Origin of the sequence: Sulfurimonas sp. (genome assembly GCF_028714975.1) — a bacterium.
GTDB lineage: Bacteria > Campylobacterota > Campylobacteria > Campylobacterales > Sulfurimonadaceae > Sulfurimonas.
Map to the genome: position 1 here is coordinate 216,156 of NZ_JAQTLH010000001.1, position 24,190 is coordinate 240,345.

At 37.2% G+C, this 24,190-nt stretch carries 28 protein-coding genes; 15 read left to right on the top strand and 13 right to left on the bottom strand.

What is annotated here, in order from left to right; translation table 11 throughout:
• Positions 1–21: 21 nt before the first annotated feature.
• The 4 genes from ovoA to PHQ93_RS01160 are packed head-to-tail and all read left to right on the top strand — an operon-like array spanning position 22 to position 3,950.
• Positions 22–2,121, top strand: coding sequence for a 5-histidylcysteine sulfoxide synthase (gene ovoA / locus PHQ93_RS01145; protein WP_299939775.1), 2,100 nt, complete (start codon positions 22–24; stop codon positions 2,119–2,121).
• Positions 2,106–3,305 (top strand): pyridoxal phosphate-dependent aminotransferase, encoded by a 1,200-nt coding sequence (locus PHQ93_RS01150; RefSeq protein ID WP_299939778.1) that lies wholly within the window; start codon positions 2,106–2,108, stop codon positions 3,303–3,305. The genes ovoA and PHQ93_RS01150 overlap by 16 nt, the downstream gene beginning before the upstream one ends.
• A complete protein-coding gene (locus PHQ93_RS01155) occupies positions 3,302–3,538 on the top strand; it encodes a hypothetical protein (RefSeq protein ID WP_299939780.1) in 237 nt (78 codons plus the stop codon). Before PHQ93_RS01150 ends, PHQ93_RS01155 begins: the two co-directional genes overlap by 4 nt.
• Positions 3,528–3,950, top strand: a complete 423-nt coding sequence (locus tag PHQ93_RS01160; protein ID WP_299939782.1) for a pyridoxamine 5'-phosphate oxidase family protein — start codon at positions 3,528–3,530, stop codon at positions 3,948–3,950. The genes PHQ93_RS01155 and PHQ93_RS01160 overlap by 11 nt, the downstream gene beginning before the upstream one ends.
• Before the next feature lie 19 nt (positions 3,951–3,969).
• Here the strand turns inward: PHQ93_RS01160 and PHQ93_RS01165 are convergent, their stop codons facing one another.
• Complete coding sequence (locus PHQ93_RS01165) at positions 3,970–4,149, bottom strand: uracil-DNA glycosylase (RefSeq protein ID WP_299939785.1); 180 nt, start codon at positions 4,147–4,149, stop codon at positions 3,970–3,972.
• 72 nt (positions 4,150–4,221) lie between these two features.
• Between PHQ93_RS01165 and PHQ93_RS01170 the strand changes: the two genes are divergently transcribed.
• A complete protein-coding gene (locus PHQ93_RS01170; RefSeq protein ID WP_299939788.1) occupies positions 4,222–4,914 on the top strand; it encodes a dUTP diphosphatase in 693 nt (230 codons plus the stop codon).
• 3 nt (positions 4,915–4,917) lie between these two features.
• Positions 4,918–5,487 (top strand): ATP-binding cassette domain-containing protein, encoded by a 570-nt coding sequence (locus tag PHQ93_RS01175; RefSeq protein ID WP_299939791.1) that lies wholly within the window; start codon positions 4,918–4,920, stop codon positions 5,485–5,487.
• Here PHQ93_RS01175 and crcB read toward each other — a convergent pair.
• The 7 genes from crcB to PHQ93_RS01210 are packed head-to-tail and all read right to left on the bottom strand — an operon-like array spanning position 5,477 to position 10,628.
• Complete coding sequence (gene crcB, locus PHQ93_RS01180; protein ID WP_299939794.1) at positions 5,477–5,866, bottom strand: fluoride efflux transporter CrcB; 390 nt, start codon at positions 5,864–5,866, stop codon at positions 5,477–5,479. The two genes, PHQ93_RS01175 and crcB, sit on opposite strands and share 11 nt — an antisense overlap.
• Complete coding sequence (locus PHQ93_RS01185) at positions 5,835–6,533, bottom strand: 1-acyl-sn-glycerol-3-phosphate acyltransferase (protein WP_299939797.1); 699 nt, start codon at positions 6,531–6,533, stop codon at positions 5,835–5,837. The genes crcB and PHQ93_RS01185 overlap by 32 nt, the downstream gene beginning before the upstream one ends.
• Positions 6,511–7,647 carry a hypothetical protein gene (locus PHQ93_RS01190; protein WP_299939800.1) on the bottom strand — a complete coding sequence of 379 codons (1,137 nt, stop codon included), beginning with the start codon at positions 7,645–7,647 and terminating at the stop codon, positions 6,511–6,513. The genes PHQ93_RS01185 and PHQ93_RS01190 overlap by 23 nt, the downstream gene beginning before the upstream one ends.
• Positions 7,644–8,318, bottom strand: a complete 675-nt coding sequence (purQ, locus tag PHQ93_RS01195) for a phosphoribosylformylglycinamidine synthase subunit PurQ (RefSeq protein ID WP_299939802.1) — start codon at positions 8,316–8,318, stop codon at positions 7,644–7,646. Before purQ ends, PHQ93_RS01190 begins: the two co-directional genes overlap by 4 nt.
• Positions 8,315–8,557 carry a phosphoribosylformylglycinamidine synthase subunit PurS gene (gene purS, locus PHQ93_RS01200; RefSeq protein ID WP_299939805.1) on the bottom strand — a complete coding sequence of 81 codons (243 nt, stop codon included), beginning with the start codon at positions 8,555–8,557 and terminating at the stop codon, positions 8,315–8,317. Before purS ends, purQ begins: the two co-directional genes overlap by 4 nt.
• A gap of 38 nt (positions 8,558–8,595) precedes the next feature.
• Positions 8,596–9,309, bottom strand: coding sequence for a phosphoribosylaminoimidazolesuccinocarboxamide synthase (purC, locus tag PHQ93_RS01205; RefSeq protein WP_299939808.1), 714 nt, complete (start codon positions 9,307–9,309; stop codon positions 8,596–8,598).
• A gap of 2 nt (positions 9,310–9,311) precedes the next feature.
• Positions 9,312–10,628 (bottom strand): S41 family peptidase, encoded by a 1,317-nt coding sequence (locus PHQ93_RS01210; protein ID WP_299939811.1) that lies wholly within the window; start codon positions 10,626–10,628, stop codon positions 9,312–9,314.
• Between the two features lie 140 nt (positions 10,629–10,768).
• Here PHQ93_RS01210 and PHQ93_RS01215 point away from each other — a divergent pair, with 140 nt between their 5' ends.
• The 8 genes from PHQ93_RS01215 to PHQ93_RS01250 all read left to right on the top strand — a co-directional run bounded on the left by PHQ93_RS01215 (position 10,769) and on the right by PHQ93_RS01250 (position 20,057).
• Complete coding sequence (locus tag PHQ93_RS01215; protein WP_299914717.1) at positions 10,769–11,209, top strand: hemerythrin domain-containing protein; 441 nt, start codon at positions 10,769–10,771, stop codon at positions 11,207–11,209.
• 15 nt (positions 11,210–11,224) lie between these two features.
• Positions 11,225–12,523 (top strand): hypothetical protein, encoded by a 1,299-nt coding sequence (locus tag PHQ93_RS01220; RefSeq protein ID WP_299939813.1) that lies wholly within the window; start codon positions 11,225–11,227, stop codon positions 12,521–12,523.
• A gap of 2 nt (positions 12,524–12,525) precedes the next feature.
• Complete coding sequence (locus PHQ93_RS01225; RefSeq protein ID WP_299939816.1) at positions 12,526–13,041, top strand: shikimate kinase; 516 nt, start codon at positions 12,526–12,528, stop codon at positions 13,039–13,041.
• The gene (locus tag PHQ93_RS01230; RefSeq protein ID WP_299939819.1) at positions 13,034–13,453 is read left to right on the top strand and encodes a DUF255 domain-containing protein; all 420 of its coding nucleotides are present in this window, start codon (positions 13,034–13,036) and stop codon (positions 13,451–13,453) included. The genes PHQ93_RS01225 and PHQ93_RS01230 overlap by 8 nt, the downstream gene beginning before the upstream one ends.
• Positions 13,450–14,751 carry a histidinol dehydrogenase gene (gene hisD, locus PHQ93_RS01235; protein WP_299939822.1) on the top strand — a complete coding sequence of 434 codons (1,302 nt, stop codon included), beginning with the start codon at positions 13,450–13,452 and terminating at the stop codon, positions 14,749–14,751. Before PHQ93_RS01230 ends, hisD begins: the two co-directional genes overlap by 4 nt.
• Positions 14,752–15,114: 363 nt before the next feature.
• A complete protein-coding gene (locus PHQ93_RS01240) occupies positions 15,115–15,753 on the top strand; it encodes a 4Fe-4S dicluster domain-containing protein (protein ID WP_299939825.1) in 639 nt (212 codons plus the stop codon).
• Positions 15,753–16,652, top strand: a complete 900-nt coding sequence (gene nrfD / locus PHQ93_RS01245) for an NrfD/PsrC family molybdoenzyme membrane anchor subunit (protein ID WP_299939827.1) — start codon at positions 15,753–15,755, stop codon at positions 16,650–16,652. The genes PHQ93_RS01240 and nrfD overlap by 1 nt, the downstream gene beginning before the upstream one ends.
• Before the next feature lie 12 nt (positions 16,653–16,664).
• Positions 16,665–20,057, top strand: coding sequence for a molybdopterin-dependent oxidoreductase (locus PHQ93_RS01250; protein WP_299939829.1), 3,393 nt, complete (start codon positions 16,665–16,667; stop codon positions 20,055–20,057).
• A gap of 130 nt (positions 20,058–20,187) precedes the next feature.
• Here the strand turns inward: PHQ93_RS01250 and PHQ93_RS01255 are convergent, their stop codons facing one another.
• Complete coding sequence (locus PHQ93_RS01255) at positions 20,188–20,685, bottom strand: protein disulfide oxidoreductase (protein WP_299939832.1); 498 nt, start codon at positions 20,683–20,685, stop codon at positions 20,188–20,190.
• Positions 20,686–20,761: 76 nt separating this feature from the next.
• Between PHQ93_RS01255 and PHQ93_RS01260 the strand changes: the two genes are divergently transcribed.
• Entirely contained in the window at positions 20,762–21,262 is a 501-nt protein-coding gene (locus tag PHQ93_RS01260) for a nitrous oxide reductase accessory protein NosL (protein ID WP_299939835.1), read from the top strand.
• Positions 21,263–21,291: 29 nt separating this feature from the next.
• On the opposite strand, the gene PHQ93_RS01265 is transcribed toward PHQ93_RS01260, so the two are convergent.
• The 4 genes from PHQ93_RS01265 to PHQ93_RS01280 form a co-directional block, all read right to left on the bottom strand.
• Entirely contained in the window at positions 21,292–22,782 is a 1,491-nt protein-coding gene (locus tag PHQ93_RS01265; protein ID WP_299939838.1) for an inorganic phosphate transporter, read from the bottom strand.
• Positions 22,783–22,872: 90 nt separating this feature from the next.
• Positions 22,873–23,412, bottom strand: coding sequence for a peptidylprolyl isomerase (locus tag PHQ93_RS01270; protein ID WP_299939841.1), 540 nt, complete (start codon positions 23,410–23,412; stop codon positions 22,873–22,875).
• Positions 23,413–23,574: 162 nt separating this feature from the next.
• A complete protein-coding gene (locus tag PHQ93_RS01275) occupies positions 23,575–23,859 on the bottom strand; it encodes an HU family DNA-binding protein (protein ID WP_299939843.1) in 285 nt (94 codons plus the stop codon).
• 96 nt (positions 23,860–23,955) lie between these two features.
• Positions 23,956–24,189: a hypothetical protein gene (locus PHQ93_RS01280; RefSeq protein WP_299939846.1), complete on the bottom strand. Its 234-nt coding sequence runs from the start codon at positions 24,187–24,189 to the stop codon at positions 23,956–23,958.
• Between the last annotated feature and the right edge of the window lies 1 nt (position 24,190).

A 24,190-nucleotide genomic window follows, 5' to 3' on the forward strand; every position in this document is an offset into this window, starting at 1 on the left:
TTATATCTAAAAGGTTGTTTTTTGAGTAAATTTAGTTTATATCCGCCTACACTTGATGGCAATGACATAGAAGCAAAACGCAAAGAGATAAGAGAATATTTTTATAACACATATAACATCTTTGAGAAGATTTTTGAAGTCTTAAAAGAGGATGAAGTTTTTTACAAAAAATCGGAGCCGACAAGACATCCGATGATATTTTATTTCGGACATACGGCAACATTCTTTATAAATAAACTAATCAATATGAAGATAATCAAAGATAGGATAAATCCCGAGTTTGAGTCGATTTTTGCCGTCGGTGTAGATGAGATGAGTTGGGATGATGTAAATAGCAGTAATTATAAATGGCCAAGAGTAGAAGAGGTTAGAGAGTATAGAGCAAAAGTAAGAGAGTTTGTCGATGAACTGATAATGACTCTTCCTTTGACTCTGCCGATTACTCAAGAGAGTGCTATGTGGGTAGTTTTGATGGGGATTGAGCATGAGAGGATTCATATAGAGACTTCTCTTGTTTTGCACCGTCAGATGCCGCTAGAGTTCGTAAAAGAGGTAAAAGAGTTTAACATCTGCCCTCATAGTTCAAGCACTCCAAAAAACGAGATGGTCTCTCTTGGCGGCGCAAGCGTTGTTTTGGGAAAAGAGGTTTCTCATAATCTTTACGGATGGGACAATGAGTATGGAGAGTATAAAGAGAGCGTGAGTGATTTTCAAGCTTCAAAATACCTTGTAAGCAACGGCGAATTTATGGAGTTTGTAGAAGAGGGCGGTTATGAAAACGAGGAGTTTTGGGATGATGAGGGAAGAAAATTTTTAGCCATAAGCGGTGCGAAATATCCTTCGTTTTGGGTCAAAGAGAAAGACGGCTTTAAGTATAGGGCTTTGGCAAAAGTTATAGATATGCCCCTTGATTGGCCCTCTGATGTAAATGCACTTGAAGCCGAAGCGTTTTGTCGCTACAAAAGCAAAAAAGATGGAGTCCTCTACTCATTGCCGAGTGAGGCGGAGTACCGCATTATGTATGAATATGCAGGGTTAAAAGATATTCCTGAATTTCATCAAAGCAGGGCAAACTTGAATTTCTACCACTATTTTAGTTCATGTCCGGTCAATGAGTTTGGTTTTAACGGTATCTATGATGTTGTCGGAAATGTTTGGCAGTGGAGTAGAACGCCTATTTTTGGCTTTAAAGGTTTTGCTGTCCACCCCGCTTACGATGATTTTTCAACGCCGACTTTCGATGATAAGCACGCGCTAATTTTAGGTTCATCATGGGCTAGCAGCGGAAACCTTATTATGAAACACTCTCGCTATGCATTTCGTAAACACTTCTTTCAAAACGCGGGTTTTAGGTATGTGATATCTGATTCAAGCGTAAAGAAAGAGTCGGATGTTTATGAAAGTGATGAACAGGTCTTGCAATACTGCGAGTTTCAATACGGTGATGAATATTTTGGAGTTAAAAATTTTGCGCCAGAGTGTGCGAAAATAGCTTCAAAATTTGCAAAAAATCAAAAAAAAGCACTTGATTTGGGATGTGCAACAGGGAGAGCAACATTTGAACTCGCACAAAGTTTTGATGAGGTAGAGGGAGTTGATTTTTCGGCTAGATTTATAGGAGTCGGTGTAAAACTCAAAAGTGAGGGCTATGTCGCATTTTCTTCAAAAACTGAGGGCGATTTGGTGCAGAAAAAAAAGGTAACCATAGAGGAACTCGGCTACGAAAATCTAAAAGAGAGAGTCTCTTTTTGGCAGGGAGATGCTTGTAACTTAAAGCCAAATTTCAACTCTTACGATTTGGTAATGGCAACAAATCTCATAGACAGAATTTATAATCCTAGACTATTTTTAGAAGATATCAAAAATCGTATAAATAGCGGCGGGATTTTGATGCTTACCTCCCCATACAGCTGGCAGGAGAACTCAACAAAAAAAGAGTTTTGGCTCGGCGGATACAAAGATGAGAGCGGTAAAGAGATTAGAACGCTTGATACTCTAAAAGAGATTTTGAGCGAAAAATTTGAACTTATCCATCTGCAAGATTTGCCTTTTGTCATAAAAGAGACGGATAGAAAATTCCAGCATAGCGTTGCGGAGGTTAGTGTTTGGAGAAAAATATGAACTACGACTTTTCAACCTCTGCTAGTAGAGAAAACACAAACGCAGAGAAGTACGCCTTAAGAGAGAAACTCTTTGGTACAAACGATGTTATGCCTCTTTGGGTGGCGGATATGGATATAGATACGCCCGATTTTGTTCTTAGTGCGGTTAAAAAACGCCTAGAACATCCAATCATAGGTTATGAAGAGGTGCCAAGCAGTGCATTTTTGGCGCAGATAGAGTGGATGAAGAGGGAACATAATATAGAGTTTGCACTTGAAGATATGCTCTATTCGCACTCGGTGGTTGCTAGTATGAATGTCGCCATTGAAGCATTTACGCAAAAAGGCGATAAAATCATAGTCCAAACTCCGGTATATCCGCCTTTTTTTCATAGTGTGATAGAGCATGAGAGAGAGCTTTTAAAAAATCCGTTAAAGCTAAAAGATGATGGAACTTACACTTTTGATATAGAAGATTTAAAATCAAAGATAGACGAAAAAACCAAACTTTTGCTTCTCTGCTCTCCTCACAATCCGGTTGGGCGAGTTTGGAGAAAAGAGGAGTTGGAGCAGATTTTAGAAGTATGTTTGAAGCATGACATAGTCGTCTTTAGCGATGAGATTCACTCTGATTTGGTATATGCGCCAAATATACACATCCCCTTTGCCTCACTCTCAAAAGCTGCAAGAGATATAACCGTAACTGCCATAGGAGTAGGAAAAACATTCAATATGGCAGGTTTTGCAATGAGCAGTGTTGCCGTACCGAATTATGAGCTGCGAGAAAGATTCTTAAAAATATATAACCGTGTTCACTTTGCGCAAGGAAATGTACTCTCTCACGCTGCTTTTGAAGCGGCATATAAAGAGGGCAAAATTTGGCTTGAAGAGTTGAAATCGCATCTTTTTAAAAATTTTCTTCTCTTAAGGGAGCTGTGTGATAAATATCCGCATCTTATAAAAATAACTCCGATTGAGGGAACTTACCTTGCTTGGCTTGATTGTCGCGGTATGGGATTTCGTGATAAGGAGCTTAGAGATTTTTTTGTTTATAAAGCAGGGTTGGGTATTAGTGCGGGAATTGGTTTTGGCAGAGAGGGCAGTGGATTTATGAGGTTGAATTTTGCCGTCTCATCTGCTAAAATGTTGCAAGTAGTAAAAAAATTAGAAAAAGCCCTACAAGATTACGGGAGCAAAGATTGATTGAAATAAATTGGGAAGAGTTTAAATTTTTTAAACAGTATAGCGATAAAAAAAGTGATAATTTTGAAGTTTTGCTCGATTTCTTAAAAAGTCATTATAAAATGACATCCACAAAAGAGATGTTTGAGACTATGATGAATGATGATATCGCACAACTTATGTTAAAAAAGAGAGATATGTACTCATTAGAAGATTTAGAAAAGTATCTATACAAAGGTTTTAATGTCAAGTGATTTGCAAAAGGTAAACTCTTTTTTACAAAAACATCATGTGCTTACACTTGCCACGACGGATGGAGGAGAGCTTAGCGCATGTAACCTCTTTTACGTATTTGATAACCAAAAAATCGCTTTTGTTGTAGCAAGCGGTGACGATACGATGCATATAAAAAATATAACAAAAAATCCAAAAGTTGCAGGAACTGTTGTTTTGGAGACAAAAACAGTCGGTAAAATAGAGGGAATTCAGTTTAGAGGTGACTTTTTGCCCTTAGAGGATGACGAGTTAAAAAAACAATACTTTAAAAATTTTCCTTACGCGCTTGCTATGAACCCTAAGCTTTGGCAGATAAAAATAAACTACTTTAAATTAACGGATAATACTCTGGGATTCGGCAAAAAGATTATTTGGCAGGAGATATCTTAAGGCTTTAAGTCAAAGAGAGTTACTGATTTTTAGGAGTACTTTTCTCTTTAAACATAGTACACTCACTTCCGCTGCTTTGAAAGACAACCATAGACGGAATTTGTGGCGATTTAAACCCGTAAGCCTTGCACCCGTGAGGTCTCGCGGCTTCCCATGTAACAAAATAGTATTCACATCTTCTGCAATTAATTCTTTTCATATATATCTCGGTTTTAAGTGCGCTATTTTAGCATATTTGGTACAATAGAGAAAAATTTTTAATGAGAGAATTATGGATAAAATATTACTTATGCTGCAACTTCAAGCAACTTTAAACGAGGCTACAAACGGGGAAAAATGGACTGAGGGCATTACAAAAAACGGCAAAGTTATAAAATGGAAGAGATGTATCTACATGGAGTGCGCCGAAATGATAGATAGTTTTTCTTGGAAACACTGGAAAAACATTGACAAAGAGGCAGACTGGGCTAACTTGCAGATAGAAGTTGTCGATGTTTGGCACTTTATTATGAGTTTGGCAATAGAGAACTATGCGCAAACACACAGAGGCACACTAGAGGATTTAGCACTTAATATATCTCATTTAAACACTTTTAGCAAGATAGATACTCAAAATGAACTCTTTGCCGCGCAGGATGAAATTATACAAAATATTGAATCCATTATGCTTGATACCCTCTCAAAAGAGACGCTAAACCTTGAAAAACTTATCTCAGATTTCTTTGATTTGGTGGATATGAGCGGATTAAATTTAGAGACTCTCTATAAACTTTATGTCGGAAAAAATATTTTAAATCAGTTTAGACAAGACCACGGCTATAAAGACGGTTCTTATATAAAAGTTTGGGATGGCGAAGAGGACAATGTCGTTATGAAGAGAGTCTTGGATGCAAACAGCTCTCTTGCTCCTCAAGCACTTTATGCCGAACTTGAAAAAGTTTACCAAACACTTCATAAGAGTTGATAGTTGAATAGCGTATTAGAAGTTGAAAATCTCTCTTTCGGCTATAAGAAAGAGTCTTTGCTTTTTGATAACCTCTCATTCTCTTTAAAAAAAGGCGAGATAAAAGCTATCGTAGGAGCAAGTGGAGCAGGAAAAAGTACTCTTTTTGAACTTATTTTAAAAAACCTGAAACCGCTTGGGGGAACAATTAAAAGCTCATTTTGCTCAGAGGTTTTTCAAGACCCTTACAGCTCATTTCATCCAAGCTATACCTTGCTAAATCAGATAAAAGATGTGGCAAAGCTCGATGAGTTGGAACTCTATCTCAAAAATATAAATCTTGATTATGAACTGCTTTTAAAACTTCCTCATGAACTCTCAGGCGGGCAGCTTCAACGCGCTTCCATTCTTCGCGCAATGCTAATGAAACCGGATTTGCTTCTGCTAGATGAGCCGACTTCCGCACTTGATAATGTTATTCAGTTAGAGGTTATGAGTATGCTCATAAAACACCTTGATAGGATGGGAATGCTGCTTATCACACATGATTTAGATTTAGCTAAATGGTGCGCGGATGAGATTATTATGCTTTAAGAATATACTTCACTATATAAAAACCGCCGCCTGCCATAAAGATAGAACCAAAAGCATTAAGAGAGATGTTCGCAAGAGCCAGAGCTATTTGCCCGCTGTTTAGAAGAAAAAAACTCTCAATAGCAAATGCCGAGTAGGTTGTAAGTCCGCCCAAAATACCGGTTGTTAAAAAAGATTTTACGTGAAGTGGAAAAATAGTAGTGTACATAAAATAGGCTATAAGTATACCCATTATAAAACTGCCGACTAGATTTACTCCCAGAGTTCCAAAAGGTAAATCGTGCGGCATTTTGTGTGATATGACGCCGTTTAGATAAGCCCGAAGTACGGCACCGATAAAGCCGCCGCTACCTACTGCTAGGATTGTTTGCCAACTCATCATTATACACCTTTTGCATTTTTATTCGCAAGTCGCTAAGCCAATTCTCATCGCTTTTATCCGCTATAAACGACTCCAAAAAGATTGCTTTTATGCGTCCAGGTTTGTAGTAAAATTTTTTTGTATTATAATATTTTCCACTTTGCATAAGCACTACGGGCTGAACACGAAGTTTGTTTGCATCGGCTACTATTTTTGCGCCGGATTTAAAAGGGAGCATTACATCTTTTGTAGAACGCGTACCCTCAGGAAACATAGCTATTGCGCGGTTTGTTTTAAGAACATGTTTCGCATCTTTTAGAAGTTTTATAAGTGATGTTTTACTCTCTCTCTCAACTGCTATATCTTGTGGCAGTTTAAGCGCTAAACCAAAAAAAGGTATCTCAAAAAGCTCTTTTTTGGCTACCCAAGCGATATCTCTCTTTGTTATCGTCTCTAGAACTACTATATCCAAGTCGCTTTGGTGATTGAGTAAAAACATTTGAGCATCAGAATCTTCTTTGCCCTCTACTTCTATTCTAAAAAATATAGCAGTTCTGATAAGCCATGCGGAAAATTTTCTACTATATGGTCTAGGCAGCATATAAAAAGTTATAATCATAATAGTAAGAGATATTGCTATTACTATTGTTGCAAATAACCAACTAATGTGAGCAAATATCTTCATTTTTTACCCAGCCTATCTTTTTGTTTTCTAGCTGCACTTTAATCCAACCTTTTACTTCTTCCTCTTTTTGCAGATTGTATTTGCTTTTGGTTGTTTCAAATATAGTTCCGTTTGCAACAGGAAGCAGATATATTTTTGCTCCCTCTTTTATACATACCTCTTTAGAGGGAACACCGACATAAAGAACATATGAAAGAGGAACAATGACAAAGATTAGGTAGATATAATTTTTTTTCCATAAAAGCATAACAAGAGCAAGAAAAGCTACTATTGCGGCTATGCTCATCTTTAGTATTTCATTAGACTGATCTTTTGGTTTTAGATCACTCTGTGTTGTAACGCTGTCGTCGTTTACGACTATCGGTAAGTCAATAGTTATAAATTTGTTTTTAGTTATGTTGAAGTATGAAAAGGACAAATTTTCTACTTTTTTATCAATGATTGCATAATAGATGATTTTAGAGTCAAGGTGCGACTCCGTGATAGATTCCGTTCCCTGTTTGTATACATTATGCAGTTTAAGAGCGGAGATATCGCAGTTTGTAGCGGTAGCTACAAATACTACTATATTTCTAGCTGCGTCATAGCTTGTAGTTTTATGTTCTACAATTTCAAAAGAGCTTGCTACTATATTTGAAAAATCTTTGCCGGGGTTGAGTGAGATAACATTGAGTTTATCACCTGCTAGAGTCGTCGTTGCATATCGCGTATTGTTTTTGTCTATCAATGTAGCCGTAAAATCAGGAAGAGTAGCGTTCTCTGATGTTGCGATAAAATAAAAAGTTTCATAATAGTATTTGGACTCTACACTTCTAGTCGGAGAGTTATTTAAAAGTTTCAAACCTTTTGAGTTTGATAGTTCATATTTTATATCTATAAAATTTTTAACGGTAGAGATGGTTTTAATAGTTACTTCAAATACTTCACCTTTTAAAACTCTTGATGGAATTTTTTCATAACTTAAGTAGATAACTTTTGCTACCTCTTGTGCTTCTGCTTCGCTAGAATTTGCGATGTTTTGCGTATTGGCAGAGTTATCCGCCTCCGGTGCATCGGTAGGAGTTGCAAACAGAGTTGTGCATAGAAGCAGCCATGCTAATAGAAAGGTTTTCACGCTTGTAAAAAACCTTGCAGCATTTTAATACCGTCATTGCTTCCAAGAAGTTTCTCCATCGCTCTCTCAGGGTGAGGCATAAGACCGAAAACATTTTTCTCTTTGTTGCAAACACCGGCAATTGAATCTACGCTGCCGTTAGGATTTTTATCATTTCCCTCTTCATCGCAATATTTTAAAAGAATTTGATTGTTCTCATACAACTCTTTTAACCCGTCTTCATCTATATAATAATTTCCGTCATGATGTGCAATAGGAATATTGACAATATCGCCGTTGTGAAGTTTTTCTAAAAATATATTGTCGTTGTTTACAACTTTTAGATGATGATGTTTTGAGAGAAAGTGCAGGCTCTCGTTTCGCTTAAGGGCACCCGGAAGAAGACCCGCTTCCGTTAAAACTTGAAAACCGTTACATATACCTAAAACTTTTCCGCCGCTCTTTGCATATTTAGTCACGGCTTGCATAACAGGACTAAATTTTGCGATAGCACCGCTTCTTAGATAATCACCGTAGCTAAAACCGCCGGCAACGACTAGTAAATCGGTATCCTTTGGTACAACTTCAGATTTATGCCACAAAATTTCAGTATTTGCACCTAAAGATTTAAATGCGTGCTGCGTGTCATATTCGCAGTTCGTACCGGGAAACTGTAAAATCGTTACTTTCATTTGATTAGCTCGATTGCATAATCTTCAATTACGGTGTTAGCAAGAAGATCTTCACACATTTTTGTAACATCTGCCATAGCTTTTTTCTCATCACTCTCATCGAGATTGAATATTATCTGTTTTCCGACACGAACATTGCTAACATTATTAAAGTGTAAAGACTCAAGCGCATGATGCACCGCTTTACCTTGAGAATCTAAAACACCCGCTTTTAAAGATACATTTACAATTACTTTCATCTATTACTATTCCTTAATTTTATTTTTTGCACTAGTGCTTATTTACCTAGTATACGGTTTAGAACTTGCTCGTAAGCTACTTTTAGACCGCCTAAACCTTGGCGAAATCTGTCTTTATCCATCTTTTCGCCACTTTCCATATCCCAAAAACGACAATTATCAGGACTAATTTCATCAATAAGGATAATATTACCGCTCTTGTCTTTTCCAAATTCAAGTTTAAAATCAACCAACTTTAAACCCTTGTCCGCAAAATAAGGCTTGAGTATATCATTTACTTGTCTAGCCATCCTTCTAAGCTTGTCTAATTCATCTTGATAATCAACTAGACCTAAAATCAGTGCATGTTGATCATTAAGTTTCGGGTCTCCGAGTGCATCGTTTTTATAGTCAAACTCAACCAAAGTAAAAGGAAGAACCGTTCCGTCTTTGATTCCAAGATTGCGAGTAAGACTTCCCGTGGCAATGTTGCGAACGATTACTTCGATCAATATAACTTTAGTTTTTTTATGTAACATATGATTGTCATCTAACATTTTTACAAAATGAGTCTGTATACCGTTAGCTTCTAAAAGTTTAAAAAGTTCAGTTGAAATCTTGTTATTAAGTGCGCCTTTGCCGGCTTCACTTGATTTTTTTTCTCCGTTAAATGCAGTTAAATCATCTTTAAACTCTGATATAACTAGATTTTCATCATCTGTTGAAAATAGCTTTTTTGCTTTTCCTTCATAGAGCAGTTCTCTTTTTTCCATTTTTATAGTCCTTTTGTAATAATTAAAGCTTTTATAATATCAACACCGGCTTTGAGTTGACTATCTTTATTCATCGTCTCATCGGTTATGATAAGTTTTGAATCCTCTAAAGGTTCATCTTTGCCTTTTTTCCCGTCAACTTTCTCTAGCTCTTCTTTTAAGTGTTTCTTTAAGTCAGCCTCTTTTAATGCGAAATCATTTTTAGTAGTATTTATTTCACCAGGGAAAACTACGATATCAGGTTTTACGCCCACAGCTTGAATAGTTCGCCCGCTTGGAAGGTAATATCTTGCGATTGTTAGCTTAATCGCTTCTTCTTCCGTTACGGGAAGCACAACCTGAACGCTTCCTTTTCCGAATGTATTTTGACCGACTACTATAGCGCGTTTATGATCTTGCAGCGACCCGCTTACGATTTCGCTCGCACTGGCACTTCCGCCGTTTACAAGCACGACTAAAGGTACTCCGGTTAAAGTGTTTTCAGGTTTTGCCGTATAAATTTCATCATCGGCTTTATTTCTGCCTTTTTGAGAAACGATATTGCCTTTTTCAACAAATATGTTTACAAGCCCGACAGCTTGATCAAGAAGTCCGCCCGGATTGTTTCTTAAATCAAGAATGATTCCTTTAGTTGTCGATTTTTTCTTCTTAATAGCTTTAGTAACCTCGCCGATAACTTTTTTATCAAAACTTGTTACGCGAATATATTGAATATCATTGCCGATAGATTTTGTATATACCGATTCTATTGTGATATTTCCTCTTACTATACTAATTTTAAGAGGTTTTGCCTCTCCTTCTCTTACAAGTGTCAATTCAATCGGAGCGCCGATTTTACCTCTCATAATTGCAACAGCATCGTCAATAGTCATATTTAGGGTAGATTCATTATTGATTTTAAGAATTATATCTCCGGCTTTTACGCCCGCTTTATCGGCAGGAGTGCCTTCAATAGGAGCAATAACGGTAATGGCACCGTCTTTTATCCCTACTGTAATTCCAAGTCCGCCAAACTCCCCGTTTGTTTGAACTTTTAAATTTTTATAATCTTTTTGCGTTAGATAGTTAGAGTGAGCATCAAGATTGCTCATCATGCCGTTAAGTGCTTTGTCCATCAGCTCTTCAATAGTTACGTTATCAACATTGTACTGCTCGACGATACTGATAACTTTTGTAAACTTTGCCAAAGCCTCAAGTCTTGAAGCCTCTTTGCTCCCTTTTTTCTCCCCGGTAGCGGCAAACAGATTTGTAGAAAACAACAAGGCAAGAGCAACCGTTATAGATGCAAAACCAAGTGTAATTAACTTTTTGTTATTCATTATTTTTCCTATCGAAATTAAAAAATGCCATTATAGTAAAAAGCTCTTTAAATACAAATTTAATAAATTATTGATTTATAGTAATTGTTCTTAAAACTATTTTTAATATAATACGAAAAAAAGATAAACAAGGCTTAACAATGAGTACGATAAAAGAATTTTTAACTACAGATCACGGTCGTTGCGACGAACTATTTGCAAATATGGAAGATGCGGCGGCAAAATCTATCGAGAGTGCTAAAGAGGCATATGAAGAGTTTGCAAAATCGACTGAGAGACATTTTCAAATGGAAGAACGAGTTATGTTTTTAGAGTTTGAGCAAAAAACCGGCATGACGCAAGGTCCTACTGCTATGATGAGACATGAACATGCTCAGATGAGAAACTTAATAGCAGAGATGGGTAAAGCAATAGAGGCTAAAGATAAAGATAAATTTTTCGGCAATAGCGAAACATTAATGATTTTAATGCAGCAACACAATATGAAAGAGGAACAGATGCTCTACACTATGGCTCAACAGCACTTAAGTGCAGAGTCTGATCGTATAGTAGATATGATGCAATCAATGATCGCTCAGTAAACAGAGGAAAAAGATATGGAATTTGACGGATTATCGGTAGATCAAGCACCGCCCATATCGGCACCGATTAGATTCTTTGTAACGGCGCCTCTCTTTGCTATTTTAGCAGGGATTTTAATATTTTTAAGTGATGCCCAAGTTTTAGCCAGTAGATACTCGATTGAAACGATTGTAATTACACATGCAATAACTATCGGTTTTTTAAGCTTTGTAATGTTTGGTGCGCTCTTTCAAATGCTTCCTGTTTTAGCCGGAGTGAAAATTTCAAAAGTAGATATAATCTCTAAAATTTCATATACTCTTATGTTAGTCGGTACTTTTTCTATGATTTTTGGGTTATGGCTAAATATATCAAAATTGATTTTAGTCTCGTCACTTCTGCTTGGCGGTGGTTTTTTAACGGTAATTATCTCAATGTTGGTTGCATTTAGAGGCGTTATAAATGTAACCCCAAGTGTTAGAGCGATGATTACGAGTTTAGTTTTTGCTTTCATTATAGTATTGATAGGAATGCATCTTTTAGCATCTTACGGAATCGGTAAGTTTTCCGGTTTGCATGGTTTGTTTGCAAATATTCATAGCGTTTGGGCAATTTTCGGTTTTGCCGGAGTTTTGATTATCGGCGTGGCTTTTCATGTGTTGCCGATGTTTTATGTCGCACCGAGATTTAAGAAATTTTGTAAACAAAAAGTCGTATGGCTCATAACTAGCGGACTTCTGCTGTGGCTAGTTTTAAATATATTTGCAGAGTCATATAGCACAATCGCAAAAATATGGGTAGCTATGTTTTTTTGGGCATTTTCGACAACCGTTTATCTTAAATTAAATGCCCGCCGCCGCAGGGTGAGTGATATAACCGTTTGGTACTGGAGAAGTGCGGCTATTTTTATGACTTTGGGTACATTTTCTTGGGCATTTAATGATTTTTTCGACGGGAAATATATAGTTATTGTGGCGATTTTAATAGGCGGCGGATTTATTTTCTCAATTATGTCGGGAATGTTATATAAAATAGTTCCGTTTTTGGTATGGTTTCATCTAAACGCTAAAGGTTATATGACTATCCCGACGATGAATGAAATGATAAATAAAAAATTAGCAACTGCTCAGTTTGTACTTTTTATAATCTCTTTAGTAGGTTTTATCATCTCTTTTTTCATTCCGAGCATTTTGCCTATATTTGCTATCTCGTTTATAAGCAGTATGGCAATATTAGAGTACAATATTGTTATTCCAATTTTGATTTATGCAAAAATCATAAAAACCAAACCGGAGTTTGATATGAGCATGTTTACAATGAAAGTAGAAAAATAGAAGTGAAAAATATTATCTTAATAGGCTTTATGGGTGTAGGCAAGGGCAGTGTTGCCCGTGAAGTAATCAAGCTCTCCGATTATGTATCCGTGGATACCGATGATCTTATAGAGAGTATGGAGAATAAAGCCGTCAAAAAAATATTCGCAGATAGCGGAGAAGAGTATTTTAGGTCTTTAGAGAAAAAAGTTTCACACTGGCTTGAAAAAAGTGTTAAAAACACTCTCATTTCAACCGGCGGCGGATTTTATAAACAGAAAAATTTAAAAGATATCGGGGTAGTTGTTTTTTTAGACTCTTCGTTTGATAAGATACTAGAGAGAATAAATTCTCATCCGAATGCGGTAAAAAAACTTAAAAAAAGACCGCTTTTAGAGGACTTAAAAAAGGCAAGAGAGCTTTATAACGAGCGTTTGCCTCAGTATAAGGCTTTAGCGGATGTTGTTATAGACGTAACCGATAAAAGTGCACTTGAGTGTGCTAAAGAACTTCTTTCAAAGGTAAAAAAACATGGGTAAAATTTTTATATATTTAATGTTGAGTATTGCTACTCTTATGGCTTCTGAAATAAAGTGGGCGAAAGATTTCAATAGCGGGGTCGCAGAAGCAAAAAAAGTTAACAAACCGATACTTTTTGTGTCTTCAAGACACTCATGTAAGTATTGTGTTATTTTAGACGAGACTACATTTAAAGATAAAAGAGTCATAGAAGAGCTTAATAAAAATTTTGTCTCAATAATCTCGTATAGCGATCAAAATGATTATATGCCTAAAGAGTTGTGGCAACCGGGTACCCCTGCAATATGGTTTTTAGAGCCGAGTGCAGAACCTATGTATCAACCGTTAATGGGTGCTATGGATGCTGAAAATTTCTTAAAAGCATTGGTTATCGTTAAAGAAGAGTTTAATAAGGAAAAAAAGAAAAAATGATTTTTACAAATTCAAAAAGTACTGATTTTAAGGCTGAATTTGACGAGCTTCTCGGACGAGGCAAGATGGATATAGCCTCTGTTAGTGCAATAGTCGGAAATATTATCGGTGAAATTAAAAGCGATAAAAATGAGGCGCTCAAACGACATATCGCTAAGTTTGACAAGTGGACTCCAAAGAGCGACGAAGATTTGAAAATTTCGACGGAGTCGATGAGTCGGGCTTATGCAAATCTTGATGAAAAGCTAAAAAGCTCTCTTCATTTGGCGTATGATAGAATTAAGATATATCATGAAAAGCAAAAACCGAGATCTTGGTTTGACGATGAACCAAATGGAACGATTTTGGGTCAAAGAGTTACACCGGTTGATAGCGCGGGGCTTTACATACCGGGCGGAAAAGCAGCTTATCCCTCTTCGCTTCTTATGAATGTTATTCCGGCTCAGGTTGCAGGGGTTGAGAAGATAGTAGTTTGTACACCGACACCGGACAATGAGCCGAATGAACTTTTGCTTGCGGCATGTCATTTGTGCGGAGTAAGCGAAGTTTATAAAGTCGGAGGTGCCAGTGCTATTGCGGCTATGGCATACGGTACAGAGACTATTCCAAAAGTCGATGTTATCACGGGACCGGGAAATATTTTTGTCGCGACAGCAAAAAAGATGGTTTTTGGCGATGTAAATATTGATATGATTGCAGGACCGAGCGAGATAGGTATACTTGCGGATGATAGCGCAAACCCGTCACATTTGGCAATTGATATGCTCTCTCAAGCGGAACATGACGAGATGGCAAGCTCAATTTTAATAACTCCTTCACAAAAGTTAGCCGATGAGGTAAAAGTTGAACTTGAAAATTGGCTGAAAAAACTTCCTCGTGAAGAGATAGCAAGAAAGTCTATTGAAGAGAGAGGCGCAATAATAGTAACATCCGATATGGAAGAAGCAATTGTGCTGATGAATGAAATCGCGCCGGAACATTTAGAAGTAGCAACACTCTCTCCTTTTGAACTTCTGCCGCTTATAAAGCATGCAGGAGCGATATTTTTAGGACACAATACTCCTGAAGCAGTGGGTGATTATGTAGCAGGTCCAAACCATACTCTGCCAACCGGAGGAACTGCCAAATTTTACTCTCCTCTTGGAGTTGAAAACTTTATGAAAAAGACATCAATTATCTCTTTTAGCTCTAAAGCGATAAACGAGGTAGGCGAAGAGTGCGCATTAATCGCAAAAACAGAGGGATTAACCGCGCATGAGCTCTCTGTCAGAGTCAGACTTAATAGAGTTCTTGCATAACTAAAAAATTAGATCCCAAATCGAGTTTGAAATGACGAGATTCTTAAGTTTCCGTCATCCTGAACTCGCGTGCCCTTTGGGTATGATTCAGGATCTAGGTTATGAAGTCAAATATATAATCTTCTATTTATATATAAAGCTATTAGTTTTCTTTGATAGCTTCATTATTAATAACCCAAATATTCCCAACAAATAAAAAATATTATAAAATTATCACATTTTTATAACTAATTTAAGCTTTATGTAGGTAGTATTTAGGAAGTAAGAATTCATAAAACTTGCAAAATAAGGGTTTCTTTTTAAAAAGATTAACTAAAGTTATAAATCTTAAAATTTGTCTGCAAAGGGCTATAAGGAGAATATATGCAATTAGGCTTCCTGGTTGATTTACATCTATGTATGGGATGTAAAGGGTGTGAGGTCGCATGTAAAGTGGAAAATGAAGTTCCGCTGAGTACATGGAGACTTCGTGTTAAATATGTAGATGTAGGAACTTTTCCTGAAACAAGAAGAACATTTACGCCGCTAAGATGTAATCATTGTGAGAATGCGCCGTGTGAGAGAATCTGTCCGGTTAGTGCGCTTCACTATTTAGAAAACGGTATCGTAAATATCGACAAAGAGCGTTGTATCGGTTGTGCAGGTTGTGTTATGGCTTGTCCGTACGGAGCAATTTATATCGATCCTCAAACGCAAACTGCCGATAAATGTACATTCTGTGCTCACCGCGTGGCTTCATCAATGATGCCTGCATGTGTTGTTGCATGTCCTGTTCAGGCAAATATTTTTGGAGACTTAGAAGATCCTACTTCAAATATCTCTAAATATATTCAAATTCATCAAGGCGGAGTTCAAGTGCGTAAACCTGAAAAAGGAACAAATCCTCATCACTTTTATGTCGGCGGCGGAAATGTTACGCTTAACCCGCTTGCTTCACATAGAACGCATGGACACTCACTGTTTAATAACATCACAACACTTCCAATAGGAGGACATCACTAATGGCACATGAAATATTAGCAGCGACGAATGCTGTAGTTACTTTAGATGCAGCAATACCGGGAATAGTATGGCCTTGGTTGGTTACGGTAAATATGTGGGCGAAGAGTATAGGGACAGGTGTTATCTTTATGCTTTTTATGCTTCTTAGAATGTATCCTGAACAAGCAGGAAAGTTGAGATTGCCGACGGCGATAGTTGCTTTTGTATTTATCAATATCTTCTTGTTGTTTACGCTTGCGGATTTACATCAACCGTTTAGAATGTGGCATATATTTGTTTATTCAAACTGGACATCTGCGATAGCAATAGGTTCTTTTATGGCTTCAACATTTTTGGGTCTTTTGACTTTTTTAGGATATATGGCATATAAAAAAGATTATGCAATGTTTGACAAAGTATTGCTTTGGACAACCATTCTTGCAATTCCGGTAACGCTTTATACTGCCGGTCTGATGGCTCAGTGTACGGCTCGTGAATTGTGGCAAATGCCGACAGAATCTGCTCAAATGATTTTAGCAGCTCTTCTTTCTGGTTCTGCATTTATGATACTTATGGGTGGAAGTACGCTTAATGATAAAGCTAAAAACACTCTAGGCGTTGTGCTTGGACTAAGTGCGTTAATGGCGTTTATTATCTATATGTCAGAGTATATATTCGGACCGATGAAAGCAGAAGAAGTTGCTGCTACTATTGATTATGTCAAAAGCGGCGGACAATACTCGGTTATGTTTTGGATAGGCCAGTGGATGACATACATTTTACCGATGTTATTTATCGTCTTAAGTAGAACAAGCAAGAGCGAAAGTATATTAAAGCTTGCGGCTATTTTAGCGTTAGTAGGTCTAGCTATAGTTAAACATGTATGGCTAATGATTCCACAATTATTACCAATGAGTTAGGGAGAGATTTTAATGTATTTAGAAAGTAGAAGAACATTTTTAAAAGGCGCTGCATTTACTGTTGCAGGTGCCACTATCGCAAAGGGTGTATTTACATCCGATGCTATCGCTGATTCAGTAAAGGACAGCAAGTTTACAAATACTCCGGGCTCTTTATCATTTTATCCTCCGATAAACGAGTGGAATGATTTTAAAGAGTTAGACGGTAATGATTGGAAAAGAGGCGGTATAGATCGCCACGGTGTAAGAAGTCAGTCAAATCCTAAAGGTATTGAAGTAAATGATTACGCTATCGTTCCTACTGCATGTTCAAACTGTGAAGCTTCTTGCGGTTTAACTGCATGGATTGACAAAAAAACTTTTACGGTTAAGAAGTATATGGGTAATCCTTTCCATCCGGGAAGCCGCGGTCGTAACTGTGCGAAAGGTTATGCAGTTCAATCTCAAATGTATGATCCCGATCGTATAGCGTTCCCGCTTAAACGTGCTCCGGGTTCTGCTCGCGGAGAGGGCAAGTGGATTCGTACTACTTGGGATGAGGCTATGACGACTATCGGTAAGAAGATGGGCGATACCATAAGAATCGGTGATGAAATTTCAAAAAAATCGGTAATGTATCATGTAGGTCGTCCAAATGAAAACGGGTTTGTTCCTGCTATTTGGCATACATTAGGTTTGGATTCTTATAACTCACATACGAACATCTGTTCAGCAAATGGTCGTACTGGTACGATTCAGTTTGCAAATGACGATAGAACATCACCTGACTGGGCAAATGCTAAGTTAGTTTTCTTAAACTCTTCGCATGCAGCAGATGCAGGTCACTATTTTGCGCAATCTGCGGCATTTATTGCCGATGCAAGATCTAAGGGTGCAAAGATGGTCGTTATGGATCCTCGTTTGTCAAACTCTGCGGGTATGGCTGATTTATGGATAGCTGCATGGCCGGGTACTGAACCGGCTATTTACCTTTATTTAACGCAAAGAATTTTAAATGAAAACAAAGTTGATAAAGCGTTTGTTAAAAAATGGATAAATTGGGAAGTATTTTTAGATAATAAAAAATATTTAGAGTTTATGGTTAAAAAAGGGTATATTTCTAAAGTTCCTGCGGGAGATGATTTTGATACGTTTTTAGCAGTTTTAAAAGAGCTATATTCTCCTTATACTTTAGATTTTACCGTTAAAGAGACGCATGTTCCTGCATATAAACTTGAAGCGCTTTATGATATGTTTATATGGGCAGGCGATTCAATATCTACATACTTTTGGAGAGCATCTGCTGCCGGAAACCGCGGTGGCTGGATGGGTGGTCGTACAGGCTATTTTGCGCTTGCTCTTCGTGGAGCAATCGGACCTGAGGGTGGTACATTCTTCCACCACTGGCATGTTATCTCTGTATCAGGAAAGGGCGGTAGCTCTACCGTCGGACAAGGTATGCGCGGAGTAAATGTTCCAAAAGTCGATGTTTATAACGAACTTACATATCCGCCGGAATGGCCTCTATCATCTTATGAGATGTCGTTTCTTTTACCGCATCTTTTAAGTGACACCGAGTGGCAGGAAAAATGGATAGCAAAAGGGCTGAAAGTTCCTCAAAAACTATCCGTTTATATCCCTCGTATGTATAATCCTGTATGGATTAATCCAGATGGATTCAGATGGATAGATGTTCTTAAAAATGAGTCTAAGATGGAGCTTACTATGAATCTCTCTCCTGTTTGGTCAGAGACAAACTGGTATATGGATTATATTTTACCTGTCGGACTTGCAGGTGAGAGACACGATCAACACTCAGAAGCTACAATGCCTGCTCGTTGGACATCTTTCCGTCAACCTGTTTTAAGAGTTGCTCTGGAAAAAGCAGGATGGAAGGCTAAAAATCCTGCTCGCGCGACACTAGAAGCTCATATTAAAGCCGGACTCGGTGAAGTTTGGGAAGAGAATGAGTTTTGGTTTGAACTGTGTGTTAATTATATAGACCCTACAGGTGATCTTGGTATTAAAAAGATGTGGGAGTCTAAGAAAAATCCTGGGAAACCTGTAACGATTGCCGAGTGGTACGATGCTGCATTTGGCGATAACTTGCCAAATCTAAAAGCGACGGCAACAGCAGATGAGAGATACAAAAACTCTGAATATCCGGTATATGAGTACTTAAGAGATTACGGTGCATGGATGGAAGAGAATAAAATCTATTCAGCACAAGAGCGTGAGATAAAGGATGACGGAGAAAATTATATTTCTCACGGTCATAAATATGATAAAAAGCATGTTCATATTAATAAAAGAACAGGTGTTATGACGGCAGAGCATGACGGTAAAAAAACACCTATGGGTATTGAAATTAACGGTAAAAAAATGGAAGGTTTTGAAACGCTTGATAAAAAACTAGACTTCTTCTGTGAGTGGTTCGCCGATGATTGGAAATGGCCGGAGTATGCTATTCCGTTTTATCCAAGAAACGAACAAGAGAAAAAAGAGATGGTTCATATCGTATCGCATGTAAACCACTCTTATATGACAGAGAAGAATTCATATGCTTTAAATACGGTTTTCCGTTTACCGTATAATATTCATACACGTTCTGCCAACTCGAAACATTTGATGGAGATATCTCAAAATCATGACCCTATTTGGATCTCAACTTCTGATGCTAAGAGACAAGGATTTAAACGCGGTGATGCTATCCGTGTTAAAATTGTGGACAGCTTAACAGGTCTAGAATCAGGTCACTTTGTTGCGATGGCTATCCCTACAGAGGGCGTACTTCCGGGTACGCTTGCTTGTTCACACCATGGAGGACGTTGGAAATTATCTAACTCCGTGTCTATTCCAAACGGTGTAAGTGATGGAAAAGTTAATCCACAGCCGATAGCAAGAAATGTAAATGATCCTAAATTTATCGCTCATCCTGTTGATAATGTAGGTAAAGACGGAGCACAGATTAAAATTGAAGATTATAGCGGAAAAGCCGGAATCAATAGTTTCGGTGTTCCTACTGCAGAGCTTCAAATGGACGGAAAAGTCGGTAAACTCAAATATGTAGAGGGTATCAAGCCGTTTAAAGCAGAGAGATTTGCAAATTACAACAGAGATAGCGGAAATATCTGGTGGGACGGACTCAGCGGTTCATGGCAAAATGCCGTGGCAGCTCCGCATCCTGACCCGATTTCAGGTATGCACTGTTGGCACCATAAAGTTATTTTAGAGCCTGCACAGCAAGGTGATAAAATCGGTGATATTTATGTAAATTATGATAACAACTTTAAGGTATATAAGGGATGGAGAGATCAGCTTACGCGCGGGTTGGATGAACATTCTACACTTCGTCGTCCTGAGCATGTCAAACGCCCTTGGGTACCTCTGTCTCATAAAGCGTATGTAGTTAAAATCGGAAAATAGCTTTTCTAAAGCTCTCGTAATGAACGTCATTGCGAGAGCTTTAGCTCGTGGCAATCTGCAACTACTCTATCTCTATTTTCATTAATCATTTTTTTAAAAAACTAAAGAGTATTTTACGATTAGTAAGTTTTTACAAACTTACCCACCACATTTTAAGCCACAGTCCTAGAGTAGTCGTATATCCTACATCGCTAAATAACTCATTACCCTCTCTATCATAAATAATTGTTGTCGGAAAGACGGAGATATTAAATTTTTGGGTGATAGAACCGTCATAATCATTAATAACTCTAAAACTTAGGTCTTGACTCTTCAGATACTCCTCTATTTTTGAATCATTTCCCGATTTAAGTGCAACTGTTAAAACATTAAATTTTTTTGATATTAGCTCAATATTAGGTGCCTCTGCTCTACATGTAGGACACCAAGTTGCCCAGAAGTAAATTAAAACGGGCTCACCTTTTGGCAATGTATATGAGCTGTTATTTATGAGAGTAACGGGCGGCATATTTAATGCGCTTTTATTTAAATCACTGCTTCTGTATAGACTTAATATATTTGCGAGAATAGTCATGATAATAAAAAAAATAGCTATCTCTTTGAGGTATTTTGCTGTTTTATCTTTCATAAGTATCCATATTTTTGTTTATTTTAACACTTTAGTAATTATTTATTGCTAACATTACAAAATTATAGGAGTAAATATGTATAAAATTGGAATCCCTTTAGCAATCGCTTTTTTACTAGTCGGCTGCGGAGGCGAAAAAAATATTAGTCCAAAATCTAGTATGTTTCAAAGTGTTCATGAACATGAGGCAATTTTGCTTCAAGACGGTAAAAATAAAAATTATTGCTGCCGATGCGGGATGGATTTGGTTAAATATTATAAAACAAGCCATAGTGCGACACATGATGACACGGTATATCAATATTGCTCTATTCACTGCTTGGAGGATCATTTAGGTGAGGGTATTATGCTTAAAAACCCTAAAGTTGTAGATGTAAGCTCTCTAAAGTTTATTGATTCTACAAAAGCTTACTATGTTGTAGGCAGTCAAAAAAGCGGCACTATGAGTAAAATAAGCAAGTATGCTTTTGCCAATGAAGAGGACGCTAAAAAATTTCAAGCCCAGTTTGGCGGTGAAATTATGGATTTTTACAAGGCTTTAGAGATTGCTAAGAAAGATTTTAAATATTATAAATAAAAACTCCTCAACAAAGAGAAGTTTTTAAATTATTTTGCTATAAAAATAAAATTAAGACAGTAATAAATCGCCGAGCTCAGTAATGCAGTTACAGGCAACGTAAAAAGCCATGAAAGTAAAATGGTATTTACGGTACTTTTCTGTACGCCGCCTCCCGGTTCTGCAACCATAGATCCTGCAACGGCACTAGATACGATATGCGTTGTGCTGACCGGAGCGTGGGCAAAGTTTGCCAATAGAATCGTCATCATTGCCATCGCTTGTGCAACCGTACCTTGCATATAGCTAATCGGCTGAGATCCGATTTTTTCACCGATTGTAAGGACTATTCTTTTATAACCTATCATCGTTCCGATACTAAGCGCAAGTGCCACCGCTATAATTACCCAATTTGGGACGTATTCGGTAGCGGAGAGCATCGTTTTTCGTTGAATCGCTATGTAATCGGACTTATCCTTATCTGTTAACAAATACGTTTTTTCTACTTGTCCAAAAAAGTTATCCGAACATAAAATAGCCGTATGAACACTCCAACGATCTTGTGAAGAAAGTTCCGAATATGACTTTAGACCATTTAGTTTTGTAGCAATCAAAGAGGTTGTGTCGTAAACTTGATTAACATTACATTCGGCAATTGTATTTTTTGTTTTAAGCGCGCTGATTAGATGTTTCTCGTTTACGAGTTTGTTGAGTGTTTCGTTGTTCTCGGCATAAAATTTTGCTAAATTTTCGGCACTGTCCCGCGTTTGTTGAATTTTATATTGATGCGAATCCATATTGAGCGCGTAATAAGTCGGCAATATCCCGATGAGGATAATCATGATAAGACCGATTCCTTTTTGCCCGTCATTTGAACCGTGCGCAAAACTAACACCGGCACCTGTTGCAATAATCCCCATCCTCATCCAGAAATTCGGACGCTTTCTTTTTACCTCGCTATCGGGTGTTTTGTAAAACTTTGTGCCATGAATAAATTTTCTCGTAGCTTTCATAAGTAAAAACGCAAAACCAAACCCTAAAATAGGAGAAAGAGCCAATGCCGTCAATACACCGTACAATGCTTTCCAATTTACGCTTTGCGAAAACTCAAAACCGTTCATAACACCAAAGACTGCACTGACTCCGATAAGAGAGCCAATCAGCGAATGTGAACTCGAAACAGGCAAACCGAAATACCACGTTCCGAAATTCCATATGACTGCGGAAATCAACAGGGAGTAAATCATAACTAGCGTCGCATTTTGATTGGATGCTACCATAATATCAAGCGGCAATAAGTGGACAATAACATATGCAACGCCTATACCGCCCATAATAACACCAAAAAAGTTCATAATACCGGACATGATGACAGAATATTCTGCCTTCATAGAGTTAGTATAAATGATCATTGCAACTGCATTTGCGGTGTCATGAAAACCGTTAATCATTTCATAAAAAAGAGCGATGGCTAACGATAAAAGTAACAAAGCAATAGTGATAGAGTTGACATTATTTAGTGCTTCCCAAATTACAGACATTTTGTCTTTTCCTTAGACTTGAAATTTATTCCAAGTTTATTTATTTAGATTAAAATTATATTATAAAATCAATTAGAGAATTATTATAAGCTATTTAATATACGCCCTTATTATTTTTTGTTCTTCAACCGGTCTGTCTCCGCCTCTTTGTCCAAGCGTTGCGACATTTTCAAGTTTTTCTATAACACTTAACGATTGAGCCGTTGCTTGTCCAAATATCGTGTGTCTTCCGTTTAACCAAGGCGTGGGAGCAGTCGTTATAAAAAACTGGCTGCCGTTTGTATGAGCTCCTCTATTTGCCATGGCAAGTACCCCTGCGCGGGAAAAAACTCTATCTTTGTACTCATCTTTAAAATCTTTTTTCCAGATACTCTCTCCGCCTCTTCCTGTTCCGCTAGGATCTCCGCCTTGAATCATAAAATCTTTGATGATACGATGAAAAATAAGTCCGTTGTAGTAACCATTTTTTATGTGCGTAGTAAAATTTTCAACCGCCAAAGGAGCAATATCCGGGAATAGTTCAAATTCAATAGTCCCCTGCGTTGTCTCTAATACAACATGCGGATTTTTATCTTGAGCATAAAGATTTAACGATAGCAGAAGCAATAGTGCAAGCATGATTTTTTTCATTTTTTCTCCAATTTAATGTATTTATGACTATATTGTACCAATTTTTACTAAAATTTAGAGATTAATAAATGATTTTTTGCTAAAAGGAAGTTGATATTTTGAGTTTTTAAGAAGTGTATGTTTTTTTATAAAAATTTGTCGCAAAAATGCGACAAATCTAATTTATTTACCTGCTAAAACGCGGTCTTTAAGACCTTTGCCGGCTTTAAATTTTGGAACCATCTTATCTTGTGTAGTATAAGTTTTGCTTGTACCCGGAACTTTACCACTTTTACCTTTTTGAAGAGAAGCTTCAAAGCTTCCAAATCCAACCAAAGAAACATTCTCTTTTTTTACTAAAGCAGATGCTACCGCTTCCGTAAAAGCTTTGATAGCTGCTTCAGCTTCAACTTTAGTTTTGTAATTACCGCTTGCTTGCACTAGTTCAACGAATTGAGCTTTATTCATAAATCTACCCTTGAATTTATAAAGATTTTCCGAAATTACTAAAACTTTAAAATGCAATCTAGAAGTCAAGTAATTCAGCTTTAGACACTTTATAGTTTATTTGCTTAAAAATTTCTTCTTTTTATCAAAAAATGAGAAAAAAGGTGCTGTTTTTCTTTTTCTTAGTCCAAATTTTGCACGTTTAAGCAGTTTTGAGAGAACTATACTTATATCGGTAGTTGTAATCAAAGACGATAACTCTTTTATTTTTTTATACCTATTGTTCTCTGTATGTATAGATAAAAATACATCCTCTAAAGCGTCTCTCTCTTGTTGTGTCAGTGCGCTCATT